Origin of the sequence: Exiguobacterium sp. SH5S4, from assembly GCF_004337045.1 — a bacterium.
Classification (GTDB): domain Bacteria; phylum Bacillota; class Bacilli; order Exiguobacteriales; family Exiguobacteriaceae; genus Exiguobacterium; species Exiguobacterium aurantiacum_A.
Genome location: NZ_SJUQ01000002.1, coordinates 1 through 13426, shown reverse-complemented (window position 1 = coordinate 13426; position 13426 = coordinate 1). Strand labels below are relative to the sequence as shown.

Genomic DNA, 13426 nt, shown 5'->3' with positions numbered 1-13426 from the left:
ATTGATTTGTCTAGAAAGGATGTGCGACATGGATGCACATAATCTGATCAAGCTGTTTGAACAAAGTCCGGTCGTCGTTCCGAGGAAGCTGTTCACCGATGCACGTCGTCTCAATCTCAACCCGGTCGAGTTTTGTCTCGTCGTCCACTTGTTGGAGTTGACGGGAGAAGGCATCGAGATGCCGCTTCCGAGCGAGCTCGGCGACCGGATGAACGTTCCCGAGAGCGAGGCACGCTCTGTTCTGCTCGGGCTGCTGCAAAAAGAGCTCGTCGCCATCGATGCGTCGGCGGAAGTGGAGCGATACAGTCTGCTCCCTCTTTTCCAAGCACTCGAAGAAGACGGCGCCCCTGAAAAAAATACGCAGTCGCTAAACGAGAACCTCATCCATACGTTCGAGCGGGAGTTCGGGACGATCACGCCGTTTGAGATCGAGCAAATCGTCGGCTGGTTGACCGAAGACGGTTTCAGTGAAGAACTCATTTTGGCCGCGCTCCGCGAGGCGAAACTGCGTAACGTCCGCAACTTCAAGTACATGGATAAAATCTTGAGCGTTTGGCAAGACCATAAAGTCGAGTCACTCGAAGACTTGGTCGAGTATCAACGGAGGAAAAAGTGATGTTGACGAGAGCTCAATTGAACGAAATCTCGGAGACGATGCGGCAAATGTTCCCGGACGCCCATTGTGAGCTGACCCACCGCAACCCGTTCGAACTCGTCGTCGCCGTGGCGCTGTCCGCGCAGGCGACGGACGCGCTCGTCAACCAAGTGACGCCTGGACTGTTCGAGGCGTTCCCGACGGTCGAGGCGATGGCTGCGGCTGACGTAGCGGAAATCGAGTCGCTCATTAAACGAATCGGTCTGTTTCGAAACAAGGCCAAAAACGTCAAAGCGCTGTCGATGCGAATTCTTGATCTGCACGGAGGCATCGTCCCGGACGACCGGGAATCACTCGAGGCGCTGCCTGGAGTCGGGCGCAAGACGGCGAACGTCGTCTTGTCGGTCGCCTTTCATGAACCGGCGTTCGCGGTCGATACCCACGTCGAGCGTGTGTCCAAACGGCTCGGCATCTGCCGTTGGAAAGACAACGTCCGTCAAGTCGAAGACACGCTCATGAAGAAGTTTCCCCGTGAAGACTGGTCACAGCTCCACCACCAGTTTATCTTTTTCGGACGGTATCACTGCAAGGCACAACGGCCCGGCTGCGAGACGTGTCCGCTCTTGCATATGTGCCGCGAAGGCAAGAAGCGGATGAAGTCGCAGCAAGCGACTGGATAATGATGACGCAAGCGTCTTCCTGATTTTTGAATCGGGAAGACGCTTTTTATACGTATGGGGGTATTTTTTGCTATACTCGATCTAGTCAACATCGAAACGATACAATCGTTCAATTCTACAGATCGACTGAAAGGCAAGGGGGGCACGTTTAATGACTCAAACACGAATCGGCATACATGAAAATCGGATGAACTTTATCATGCTCGTCGTGACGAACTTCTTCGTCGGATCGATGGTCGGTCTTGAACGGACCATCCTGCCTGTAATCGGGGAAGAAGATTTTGGATTAGTGTCGACAAGCGCGGCGCTGTCATTCATTATCAGTTTTGGTTTCTCAAAAGCAATCGTCAACTATTTTGCCGGGGCGATCGCAGACCGGTTCGGTCGCAAGAAAGTCTTATTAGTTGGTTGGGGACTTGGTTTGTTCGTCCCGTTACTCGTCATCTTTGCGACGTCTTGGTGGATGATCATCGTCGCCAACGTGTTACTAGGGATCAATCAAGGTTTGACGTGGTCGATGACAGTCAACATGAAGATTGATTTGGCTAAACCGATGGAACGAGGGCTTGCCGTCGGCTTGAACGAATTTGCCGGTTATGTCGGGGTCGCTACCATGGCCGCGGTCTCAGGATTCATCGCCAGTACGTACGGCAACCGGCCGGAACCGTTTTACGTGGGGATTTTGATCGTCGTCATCGGGTTCACGTTATCAATCTTTGTCAAAGATACGCGACAACAGTTGCACTTGCAGTCAACAGGTGTGGGAACGGGACAGAAACGCTCGGCCAAAGACGTGTTCTTGACGACGACTTGGCAAGACCGTTCGCTCTCGAGCCTGACGCTGGCAGGACTTTCAACGAATCTAAAGGACGGCATGGCGTGGGGGTTGTTTCCGATCTACTTCGCCTATAAAGGGCTGAATCTATCGGAGATTGGTCTGATCGTCGCCATCTATCCGGCCGCATGGGGGTTGGTCCAACTGTTCACAGGTGGGTTGAGTGACCGCATCGGACGAAAAGGGTTGATTGTCGGAGGGATGTGGGTCCAGGCGGGATCGCTTTGGCTGATCCTGCTCGTCAACGACTATTCGCTCTGGATGTTTGCCGCCGTTTTGCTTGGCATCGGGACGGCGATGGTTTATCCGACGCTCCAAGCTTCAATCAGTGACGTGGCCGAGCCGAGCTGGCGAGCGTCAGCGATGGGCGTCTATCGGTTTTGGCGAGACAGTGGCTATGCGTTTGGGGCGTTGTTGGCTGGTTTATTGACCGACGTGCTGTCAATTGATTGGGCAATCGGGATTGTGGCACTGCTCCCGTTCATGGCTGGACTGATTGCGCTCAAAAGACTGCGTGAGACATTACCGGGGCTTCGTCCGCAAGATTGAGCAACATAAAAATCGCCTCGTAGATGGCTACGAGGCGATTTTTAATGGTTCCAGGGATGGTCGCTCCATTCGCGACGTTTTTTCGTGATCGGGACTTTTTTGAAGCCCCAGTTGCGGAAATCTTGGTCTGGACTGTCTTTACGAATGTAAATCTTGTCCTTGATGGCTTTGAAGATTCGGTTTTCATCCCCATAATGGACGAACCGTGGTTTCACTTCGATCACGCCGCGGCGCACGCGCGAGAGCGGCAGGCAGACGAGGTCAGCGATTTCAAGACCAGATTGATAAATCGTGCTTTGTTTCTCTGAGAAGATGAACCCTTTGATTTTTTGTCGGCTCTTCTCGACGTCGAGATGGACCGTCCCGGAATTGAAGATATCGAAAAATGCTTTTTGAATGAGCAGGTTCTGATAATCGTCGCGCGACTCGAGGACGACACGGGCGCTGACAGCTTCCGTCTCTTCCAAAAACGCATAAAACGATTTCATCAAATGGGCGAAAGCGACGACATAAGGGTCTTTCGGTGTCGAGTAGAAATCGTGAAGCTTCTGTTTATCGACCTCGACACTGACGATCGTGCAATTGATATCGCGCAAGAAGTCTGGGAGTTTGTTCCAAAAATCACGGAGCATATCGATTGTGATCCCATCGTCTTTTCCATATGGATGCTCGGCCTTTAAAATTTCTTTTAAATGCAGTGGGATATTTTCCGTTTTGAAGACATCTCGTTTGAACGCTTGTAAGCGTCGCTTCAATTCGCACGGCATTCCGGCCTCATCGGCGTCAATCGCATACTTGTATTCCATCAATACCCCGGTCAAGTTGAACTGGGTGTTGCCTTTTGGTGTACCTGTCTCGTCGACGAACATGACATATTTCTTTTGTGTCTCCATCTTACTCCTCCAACAGGGCTTAGGGATGTAGATTCTAAGCCGCCTAGTTTATTTCCAGTCCTCGCGAAACGCTCTCGATCGCTTACTTTTTTAAAGTCTCGTCAATCAGCGTTTAGCCTGTTCACATTTCGGTTAATAAATAGAGGACCTATTGTAGAAAAGTATTCAATGACACCGTAACAAGGTCGTGTCAATTTGAATACACAATGCACTACACACTAGTTTAACATACGGGAGTTTGGTACGATATGGATTGCGGAAAATCCACGGAGGAGTCGAGCGACATAACTCGACAATCAGACTTCAGACGGAAGGAACGAGTGGATCAACCTGTTAAACTAGTAATTAGGGGTGACGACATTGTTCCATTATCCAAACGGGAAGAAACCGAGAGCGGCCGAGATGCCGGCAAAGTCCAGTCCGCCAACGTATGCGAATCGAGGCATGAATTTAGAGACGCTTCTGAACGATACGAACGAGTTTTATCGACTCCACGGAAAAGCGGTCATCCATAAAAAACCGACTCCACTTCAAATCGTCAAAGTCGATTACCCGAAACGGAGCGCGGCCAAAGTGACCGAGGCGTATTTTAAGCAAGCCTCGACGACCGACTACAACGGGGTCTATCGCGGGAAATACATTGATTTTGAAGCGAAAGAGACGAACAATAAAACGTCGTTCCCGCTCGGAAACTTTCATGACCATCAAATCAATCACATGCGCGAGTGTGAGCGTCACGGAGGGATTTGTTTTGTCATCATCCGGTTTAGCCGCTATAATACGCAATATGTGTTATCAACGGAGCAATTATTACACTGGTGGGAGCAGCGAGAGACGGGACGTAAGTCGATCCCGCTCGCATATATTGAACAAGAGGCAATCGAAGTTCCAACACGAGCCCTTCCAGCCATCGATTATTTGACGGCGATTGAAGCGTGGCTCGATTGAATAGAAGGAGTGAAGCGTGAATGGAACGAAGTCGGATGGCGCGTCGACAAGATACGACGAAAAAGCCAAAGCAACAAACGAAAAAACTAAAACAACAAACAAAGAAACCGATGTGGAGACGCATCCTACTTATTATAGGATTGTTGTTGATCGTCGGAGTGGTCGTCGGAGGAGCTTATACAGCCTACGCGATTGCGACCGCACCGCCGCTCGATGAGGAGAAATTAGTCGATACGTATCCGATTCAGCTACTGTCGGCTGAAGGTGAACCGCTTGAAGAAAGCGGCCAGATCCGTGAGTACGTGTCCATCGACGATATTTCAGAAGTGATGCAGCAAGCGGTCATCTCGATCGAGGACCGTCGCTTCTATGAGCATAACGGAATCGACGTGCGCCGCATCGGCGGTGCCGTGCTCGCGAACGTGACCGACGGTTTCGGGTCTGAAGGTGGCTCGACGATCACGCAACAACTTGTCAAACAGTCGTTCTTGTCGACCGACAAGAAATTAAAACGTAAATTGCAAGAGCAGTGGCTCGCCGTGAAACTCGAGCGCGAGTACACGAAAGAACAGATTCTTGAGATGTACTTGAACAAGAACTACTACGGTTCAGGGGCGTGGGGTGTGCAAGCGGCCTCGAAGACGTACTTCAACAAGCCGGTGTCAGAAGTGAACTATCAAGAAGCGGCTATCTTAGCGGGACTCCCGCAACGACCGAGCGCTTATGATCCGATCGCTGGCGACCAAGAACTCACGCGTTACCGTCAAGAGCAAGTGCTGTCGGCAATGAAGCGGGACGGTCATATCACAGAACAACAGTATAACGAGGCGCTCGACGTCGAGATTGCCGACGTCATCTCGCCGGGTGCGCAGACAGAAGAAGAGTCTTACACCCGTTCGATTTACGCTCGTGTGCAAGCGGAGCTCGAAGAAGACTACGGCTTAGAGCAGTCTGATATTTACGGGACGGGTTTGAAAGTATATACGTCGATCAATAAAGAGCTGCACGCGAAATTCAATAAAGATATTAAGACAGATAACGTGAACATTCCAAACGGTGAGTTCCCGAAAGATCTCCGCATGGGAGCGACCGTGTTGAACACGAAGACGGGTGAAATCGTCGCTGTCATCGACAGCCAACAGGCGGAACAAGGCGACAAGAACTACCGCGACTATTCGCGGGAGAAACGCCAAATCGGGTCGACGGCGAAGCCGTTCTTCGATTACGGTCCAGGGATCGAGAAAGCCCAATGGTCGACTGGAAAAATCTTGATGGATGCGCCGTTTGATGAAGGCGAATTCAATCCGAAGAACTATTACACGGGGTATCGCGGCGCCAACACGATGCGTTACTACTTGACGATTTCCGGGAACACGCCGGCCGTCCGCGCTTTCCAGGAAGTACAGGACGAGTTCGGTCCAGAGGCGATCGAGTCGTTCGTCGAGAACGTCGGCATCGAGCCGGCCCGCTCGGGTGACGAGTTGTTGCTTTCGAACACTCTCGGTACAGCCGAGGCGAGCACGACGCAAATGGCGGCCGCTTATGCGGCGCTCGGTGCGAACGGGATGTACACGAAGCCGCACTTGATTCAAAAGATTGAGTTCAACGACGGATCGACGATCAACTCGCCGATCAAAGCGAAGCAGGCGATGGAAGACTATACCGCGTATATGTTGACCGATATGCTCCGTGACGTGGTCAACACACCAACTGGTACGTATGCGCCTGATCCCTTCCAATACGACGTCGCCGGGAAGACCGGGACGACGAACGATAAAGATAAAAATCCAAACGATAAGTGGTTCACGGGTTATACGACCGACTACTCGATCTCGGTTTGGACCGGGAAAGCACCCGGAGCTGATAAGGATGCGCTTGCTGAGGACCACGCCCAGTACTACTTCGACTATATGATGCAAGAAGTGACGAAGGCGACGGGAAGTCCGGATCGCTTCCAGCAACCAGATTCGGTGCTATCGCTCGGCAATGAACTATACGTCAAAGGGACGAAACCAAAAGACTTAGAACCAAAAAATCTTCCGGCACCGACCGGCGCGTCGATCAATTATGACATTCCGTCCGACAGCGGGACGTTGACGTGGTCATATAATCGTCAAGCGGTCGAAGCGGACGGTTATCAAGGTCTCTCGTTCACCGTGACGGAGAAACGTCCGGACGGCAGTGAACGTGTCGTCGGAACGACGGAAGACACGAGCATCGCTATTTCGGGTCTCCGGAACGGGACGACGACGTTCACCATCGTCGCGACCGCTTCGAACCAACTCGTAGGGGAGCAACAGTCGAGTCCGGCCCAAACGCAATACACGGTCGAACGCAGTCAAGAACCGGCTGAAGAAGAGGAAGAACCGGCAACGGAAGAGACGCCTCCAGAAGAAGAGCCGGCTGAAGAAACGCCACCGAATGAGACTGACAACAATAACGGGAATGGTAACAACGGAAACGGAAATGGGAACAATGAAGGCGGTGAAGGAGAGACGACGGAAGAGCCGGCGACGGAAGAGACCCCTCCGGAAGAAGAATCTTCGACCGAGCTCGAATCACAGTCCAACTCAGACACGTCTGAATCAAACCAAGACCGTGAAAATGACAATCGCGAATAAATTGACTTACTTCAAACAGGGCGACATCAACGCCCTGTTTTTCTGTGTGGTTTGTTATAATGAAAAGAAAGCGAATAGGATGGTGACATATGGTTCAACTCTCTCTTAAGCGAAAGATGAAAGTGTTGTTTGTAATCGATCGACTGCAAGACGATGATCTTGGCCTACCCCTTCACGGCGTCAATGGATTGAAGATGGGACGCATTCTGTTAGAAGAATCGATCCCGTTCGGACGATTGATCGATGATTCGGCCGTGGCAGAGGCGATCGGCCATCCTTATTTGAAACGGATCGGCGTCGAGACGATGTTTCTCGGCGATGAATCTTTTTATCCAGAACTTCTTCGCGGCAAGCGCCAAGCGCTGACGACGCACGAGGATTATCATAAAGCGGTGCAATGTTACACGAAACATTTGCAAGCAGTCCATTCGAAATGCACGAAGTTACATACCATCGTCTTGTTCGGCCGTTCGACGCACCTGTTATACAATGATGCGATGGAGCGGCTTGAAGAAGAAAATGAGCATGTCGCCGAGGCGTTCAAAGCGATGGAGGTGCTACACTTGCCTGCGGTTCATCGTCTCTTGCGTGACGAACGAATCAGTCAAGTGAAGACGATCGTGGAGCGACTTGCACCTTCAAAATCATGAAATAAGTTGGTGAGTACTATGCGGAAAAAACGTTCCGTCGAAGAGATGATTAAGACATTAAAGACCGACCCGAGTTTTTCCGCCAATGTCACACACTGGCATACGGTCGAGGCACAACCTGCAAGATACGCGGCCATCCCGTCGAGCGTCCCAGACGATCTTGTCCGGGTGTTAAACAGTCGCGGCATCGAGCAATTGTACACGCATCAGGCCGAAGCGGTCGAACAGACGTCACGTGGGAACTCGACTGTCATCGTGACGCCGACAGCTTCTGGTAAAACGCTCTGCTATAACTTGCCCGTGCTGTCTAGAATGATTGAGAAACCGACGGCACGAGCCCTCTATCTGTATCCGACGAAAGCGCTCGCGCAAGACCAGAACAGCGATTTGATGGAGATGGTCGAGGCGCTCGAAGGCGACCTCCGATGCTTCACGTATGATGGGGACACGTCGCCGGCAGCGCGGACGAAAGTGCGGGACGCCGGCAACATCGTCATCACGAACCCGGATATGCTTCACTCAGGGATTTTGCCGCATCACACGAAATGGATCCGGTTGTTTGAAAACCTCGAATATATCGTTGTCGATGAACTGCATACGTATCGCGGCGTATTCGGGAGCCATGTCGCCAACGTCTTTCGGCGGCTCAAACGAATCTGTGCTTACTATGGAAGTTATCCGAAATGGATCATGACGTCCGCGACAATCGCGAACCCGGTCGAGCTGGCCGAGCTGTTGACCGAGGAAGAAGTGACGCTCGTCAACAATAATGGAGCTCCGCAAGGGAGAAAACACCTTATTTTCTATAACCCACCGGTCGTCAATGAAGCGCTCGGGATTCGTCGGAGCGCCACGCTCGAAACGAAGCGGATCGCATCAAAACTTGTCGAGGCCGATATTCAAACGATCGTCTTCGCTCGGTCACGGGTCCGGGTCGAGGTGCTATTGACGTATTTGCAAGAATTGACGAGACGTGAACTCGGACCGAAGTCGATCGTCGGTTATCGGGGCGGTTATCTTCCGTCAGAGCGGCGTGAGATTGAACGCAGGCTCCGGAACGGTGAAATCAAAGCCGTCGTTTCGACGAACGCGCTCGAACTCGGCGTTGACATCGGTCAACTCGAGGCGTGCGTATTGAACGGATATCCCGGCACCGTCGCCTCGCTCTGGCAGCAAGCAGGAAGAGCCGGCCGTCGCCAGTCGGAATCACTCGTCATCTTCGTCGCCTCGTCGTCATCACTCGACCAACTCGTCGTCGAGCAACCAGACCTGATTTTAGAGCGTTCGCCTGAGGCGGCCCGTCTTGACCCGAACAACTTGATCATTTTAGTCGATCATATGAAGTGCGCCGCCTTCGAGCTCCCGTTCCAAAAAGGGGAGCGTTTCGGTACGGTCGAGACCGAGGATATCCTTGATTTCTTGACGGACGCGCAAATCTTGCATGAGCGTGCCAATAAATACTATTGGATGACGGACGCCTTCCCGGCCCACGACATCTCGCTGCGGACGAGCGATCAAGAGAACGTCGTCATCGTCGACCAGACGGCGAAACATCAAGTCATCGGCGAGATGGACACGTTCAGTGCGATGACGCTGCTTCACGACGAGGCGATCTATTTGCATGGGGCCGAGCAATATCAAGTCGAGAAACTCGATTTTGAAGAGAAGAAAGCGTACGTGCGGCGCGTCGATGTCGATTACTACACAGACGCAAACTTGGCCGTGGAGTTAAAAGTGCTAGAAGAAAACAAGACGAGCGGTGCCAAGACGTTCGGTGAAGTGTCGGTCATCGCAATGGCGACGCTGTTCAAGAAGATCAAGTTCGGGACGCATGAGAATATCGGATCTGGTCCGATCCACTTGCCGGAACGGGAGTTGCATACGACGTCGACCTGGTTCACGCTCGATGACCGGTTCGCTTACTCGGAAGCCGATATGGAAGATCAGCTCGAGGCCGTCAGTGACTTGTTGCGCCGGCTCGCCCCGCTCTACTTGATGTGCGACACGCTCGACTTGTTCACGACGATTCAAATGAAAGCGACCCATACGAATAAACCGACCGTCTACTTGTACGACCGCTATCCGGGCGGTATCGGCTTGAGCGAAGCGCTCTTCCGAGACGCCGCTGAAATTTTAGACGCAGCAATCCGCACGGTCGAGGATTGTCCGTGTGTGAGCGGATGCCCACGTTGCGTCGGGATGATCGGCTACGGTGACTTTAAAGACCAAGTTGTCAATCAGTTGACCGCATTGAAAGGAACGATATGAAAGCGAAGCTATCACGACTCATCAAAACAAATGAACCGAAACAAGCGACGGTCACACCAGATGACGCGGAGCAAGCCAAGTGGATTGCGCGAGGTGGCGAGATCCTGACGTTTGAAAGCGAGTGGTGCGTGCGCTTGAAAGAGATTTACCCGCTTGAAGCAACGTATCACGACTTTACGTTCGACGCGGCGAAACGTGCCCTCGGGACGGCAGACCATCCGTTCTTCACGGTCGACGTGCCGTATGACCAAGTGTTGTTCATGGATACGGAGACGACCGGGCTCCGTGGTGCCGGGACGTCCATCTTTTTGATCGGGTTCGCCCGCTTCAAGCCAGACCATCTCGAGATGATTCAGTACGTATTGCCGCACCCGGCGTTTGAGACCGCGTTCTACTATCACTTTCTCAATGACATCGGCGATGAGGTCCGGTTCGTGACGTACAATGGAAAATCGTTCGATTGGCCGCAAATCAAGACGCGTCATACTTTCGTCCGGACGAAAGTGAAGGCGTTGCCCGCCGTCGGTCATGTCGATCTGTTGCATGCGTCAAGGCGTCTGTTGAAGCCGACACTCGAGTCGGTCTCGTTAAAAGCGGTCGAGGCCCATTTTGGACATGCCCGAACGGACGATCTGCCAGGTTTTCTCGCCCCGATGCATTACTTTCAATACGTCAAAGAGCGGGACCCTGATATTTTACAACCGGTCATCGAGCACCATCACGCCGATTGCTTGAGCCTCGTGTCGCTTTATAAGCGGCTCTGTCACCTCGTCGAAGCAGACGAGCCGACATTTGGAGAAGAGCGGGCCCATTGGTTGAACGATCTAGGGAGTACGGACGAGGCACTCAAACAGTATGAACGGATCGAGCAACCGACAAAACGGGCGAAAATGCGTCAAGCGCTGCTGTTAAAGCGGACCGGCCGCATCGTCGAAGCGCTTCCTCTTTTCAAAGAAGTCGGGACGACCGAGGCGTTGGTCGAGCTAGCCAAGTATGCAGAACATCAGCAAAAAGATGTCGTGTCAGCCATTCGATATACCGAGCAGGCGATTGCGATCGTGGAACAGCAAAAGACGGTCTTGAAACAGACCGTCCAAAAACAGCAACACGCGCTCAACCATCGTCTAGCTCGGTTAGAAAGGAAGAGGTTATGAAAGTTGTTGCGATTACCGGGTATCGGCCCCATGAGCTTGGGATCTTCAAAGCTGACCATCCCGGCATCGAGATCATCCAAGAAGCGTACCGCCGAAAGATCACAGAAGCAATCGAACTCGGGGCCGAATGGTTCATCTTCAGTGGAACGAACGGTTGTGAATTGTGGGCAGGACAAGTATTGTTAGAGTTAAGAGAAACACACCCGATTAAAATCGCGGTGTTTCCGCCATTTTTAGAGATGGAAGAACGGTATAAGCCGTATGAACAAGAGTTATTCAGCCAGTTGCGGCTCGAAGCCGATTTTTTTGAACCGCTCACGCAACGTCCTTATGAAGACCCGAGTCAGCTGCGCGCAAAAACAGCGTTCTTTTTAGACAAGGCAGCAGGATTAATTACGTTGTATGACGAAGAGACGGGAGGAAGTCCCCGTTTCCTCGTTGAAGGGGCTAAACGAAAACACCAGATGGAACTATTCATGATCACACAAGCCGACCTGCGTGTGATCGAGGAAGAAAAACAGTGGGAACAACAGTGGGAGTGAAGACTATGCAAACCGAATTAACAGCCGAAGCAATCTATAAACAAGAATTCAAGACGGCCCTCCGCGGCTACTCGCAAGAAGAAGTCGACCAATTTTTAGACGTCGTCATCCGGGACTATGAGAAGATGGCGAAAGAGATCGAACGTTTGCGACAAGAAAACGAATCGTTGCGCCGCGGTTCAAGCGAACCGACCGAGCCGGTGAAACCGGCCCAACCTGTCGCCTCGAACTACGATATGTTGCGTCGGATTTCAAACTTAGAAAAGGCCGTCTTCGGAAAACAAGTCGGACCTAGCGAATAACGAGAGGAGGTGGAATAGATGTTACAAGTGTTGACGGCCGTCAAGAAAGAGCCGGTGAAACGACAGACGAAAGGATTGTTCCGAACGAAAGAAGAGGTCATCTTGCCGCCGAAATCGTATACGGATGAGATCGTAGAAATCATTCGGCACACGTGTCGCTTCGATTGGATGATGATTGAACGAGTCGAAATCGGTGACAACGTGCTCGACTACGTGCTCGTCGGACCGAAAGGCGTCTTTTTAGTCCAAATCAATCGGACGACGACGGCCGTCCATGTGACGAACCGAGAGTGTCGGTTAGAAACCTCACTCGGGTGGAAAAACATCTATCCGCATCCAGTCGAAGGACTCGAGCAGATGACGAAACAAGTTCGGAGCCTATTAAAAAAAGAATGCGGCAAGGCCGTACCGGTCACGTCATTTTTAATTTTTCCAGAAGCGTCACGTCTTAAAGTCGAACGTGTTAAAGCGAACTGTGAAGACTCGTTCGAAGCGATCGACAAAGTCATCGCCAAGACGAAACTCGAGCTCCTATCAGAGGCGACAATCAAGCAAATCGCTTATTATTGTTCAGAGCGCCAGTTACATAAGTAAAATAAGTAAAAAGGTGCCGCGGCACCTTTTTTACTTTAGTAGCTCTTTTGCTTTTTTTTCATCATTTCGGTGCACGAACAAAGCGACCCGGTCATCAAGGTTTTTGGCGAGCGGTTTAAACAAGCGCCCGGTCGGCAAGCCCTGTTCGATTCGGCACGTGACGCCTTTTTCCGTCAAGTAGGTGTAATCCTCGAGTAACTCCTCACCTTGTTTCCCGAACGCCTCACCAAAGCGGACCCATTGCAAGTTACGAATCGTCCGGATTGTCACGAGGATGACGAACAGCGCGCCAAGCGCGATAATCAATATAGTTTCCAACACATTCAACCCCTTCTTTACACAATTTTAAAGGGGGAAACGGTTGAAAGCAACAGCGGCGGACCGTATACTCGAAAAGAAGAGAGGGATGACTGTGAAAACGACGATACAATCACGGCGTGAAGCCGTAAAATTACTGCAAAGTGAGCACGTGCTCTACATTCGAATCCATAACGGACAGACGGGCATGATCAAATCGACGGTCGATGGCATCATCGTTGCGATTCCGAACGAACAGACGGACAAAGTCGATTTTCGGAAATTAGAGGACGTGGAAGCGTTCGAGGCGTTTTATGACTTGACCCTATCGAAACCGGGGACACTTTATTACAATGCACCATCCTGACAAAGAGGCTGGGACATAACTCAGTAGATTTATAAGAAAGAGGCCACCGGGAGCGACTTGTTCGCTAACGGTGGCCTCTTCTCATTTTTATGGGTTCGTTCACGCATTTCGGACTAAACAGATAGGGGCGA

The 13426-nt window shown here is 51.6% G+C and carries 14 protein-coding genes; 12 read left to right on the top strand and 2 right to left on the bottom strand.

Annotated elements, in window-relative coordinates; all coding sequences use genetic code 11:
• Positions 1–28: 28 nt before the first annotated feature.
• The 3 genes from EVJ32_RS01270 to EVJ32_RS01260 all read left to right on the top strand — a co-directional run bounded on the left by EVJ32_RS01270 (position 29) and on the right by EVJ32_RS01260 (position 2659).
• Positions 29–616: a DnaD domain-containing protein gene (locus EVJ32_RS01270; protein ID WP_070327409.1), complete on the top strand. Its 588-nt coding sequence runs from the start codon at positions 29–31 to the stop codon at positions 614–616.
• Positions 616–1275: an endonuclease III gene (gene nth / locus EVJ32_RS01265; RefSeq protein ID WP_131456097.1), complete on the top strand. Its 660-nt coding sequence runs from the start codon at positions 616–618 to the stop codon at positions 1273–1275. The genes EVJ32_RS01270 and nth overlap by 1 nt, the downstream gene beginning before the upstream one ends.
• A 151-nt stretch (positions 1276–1426) precedes the next feature.
• A complete protein-coding gene (locus EVJ32_RS01260) occupies positions 1427–2659 on the top strand; it encodes an MFS transporter (RefSeq protein WP_131456095.1) in 1233 nt (410 codons plus the stop codon).
• A gap of 41 nt (positions 2660–2700) precedes the next feature.
• On the opposite strand, the gene EVJ32_RS01255 is transcribed toward EVJ32_RS01260, so the two are convergent.
• Positions 2701–3552 carry a DUF3800 domain-containing protein gene (locus EVJ32_RS01255; RefSeq protein WP_083273962.1) on the bottom strand — a complete coding sequence of 284 codons (852 nt, stop codon included), beginning with the start codon at positions 3550–3552 and terminating at the stop codon, positions 2701–2703.
• A 351-nt stretch (positions 3553–3903) separates the two neighbouring features.
• Between EVJ32_RS01255 and recU the strand changes: the two genes are divergently transcribed.
• From recU to EVJ32_RS01215, 8 genes are all read left to right on the top strand, one after another.
• Positions 3904–4500 carry a Holliday junction resolvase RecU gene (recU, locus tag EVJ32_RS01250; RefSeq protein ID WP_083273961.1) on the top strand — a complete coding sequence of 199 codons (597 nt, stop codon included), beginning with the start codon at positions 3904–3906 and terminating at the stop codon, positions 4498–4500.
• Positions 4501–4520: 20 nt separating this feature from the next.
• A complete protein-coding gene (locus EVJ32_RS01245) occupies positions 4521–7121 on the top strand; it encodes a transglycosylase domain-containing protein (protein ID WP_131456093.1) in 2601 nt (866 codons plus the stop codon).
• Positions 7122–7210: 89 nt separating this feature from the next.
• The gene (locus EVJ32_RS01240) at positions 7211–7771 is read left to right on the top strand and encodes a hypothetical protein (RefSeq protein ID WP_236639461.1); all 561 of its coding nucleotides are present in this window, start codon (positions 7211–7213) and stop codon (positions 7769–7771) included.
• A gap of 18 nt (positions 7772–7789) precedes the next feature.
• The gene (locus EVJ32_RS01235) at positions 7790–10039 is read left to right on the top strand and encodes a DEAD/DEAH box helicase (RefSeq protein WP_070327406.1); all 2250 of its coding nucleotides are present in this window, start codon (positions 7790–7792) and stop codon (positions 10037–10039) included.
• Positions 10036–11193: a ribonuclease H-like domain-containing protein gene (locus EVJ32_RS01230; RefSeq protein WP_131443307.1), complete on the top strand. Its 1158-nt coding sequence runs from the start codon at positions 10036–10038 to the stop codon at positions 11191–11193. Before EVJ32_RS01235 ends, EVJ32_RS01230 begins: the two co-directional genes overlap by 4 nt.
• Positions 11190–11735, top strand: coding sequence for an SLOG family protein (locus tag EVJ32_RS01225; RefSeq protein WP_131456091.1), 546 nt, complete (start codon positions 11190–11192; stop codon positions 11733–11735). The genes EVJ32_RS01230 and EVJ32_RS01225 overlap by 4 nt, the downstream gene beginning before the upstream one ends.
• Before the next feature lie 5 nt (positions 11736–11740).
• Positions 11741–12037, top strand: a complete 297-nt coding sequence (gpsB, locus tag EVJ32_RS01220; protein WP_051121542.1) for a cell division regulator GpsB — start codon at positions 11741–11743, stop codon at positions 12035–12037.
• Positions 12038–12055: 18 nt separating this feature from the next.
• Positions 12056–12631, top strand: a complete 576-nt coding sequence (locus EVJ32_RS01215; protein WP_070327404.1) for a nuclease-related domain-containing protein — start codon at positions 12056–12058, stop codon at positions 12629–12631.
• Between the two features lie 30 nt (positions 12632–12661).
• Here the strand turns inward: EVJ32_RS01215 and EVJ32_RS01210 are convergent, their stop codons facing one another.
• Positions 12662–12952 carry a hypothetical protein gene (locus tag EVJ32_RS01210; RefSeq protein WP_236633730.1) on the bottom strand — a complete coding sequence of 97 codons (291 nt, stop codon included), beginning with the start codon at positions 12950–12952 and terminating at the stop codon, positions 12662–12664.
• Positions 12953–13043: 91 nt separating this feature from the next.
• On the opposite strand from EVJ32_RS01210, the gene EVJ32_RS01205 reads away from it, so the two are divergent.
• Positions 13044–13295 (top strand): hypothetical protein, encoded by a 252-nt coding sequence (locus tag EVJ32_RS01205; RefSeq protein WP_236633386.1) that lies wholly within the window; start codon positions 13044–13046, stop codon positions 13293–13295.
• The last annotated feature ends 131 nt before the right edge of the window (positions 13296–13426 follow it).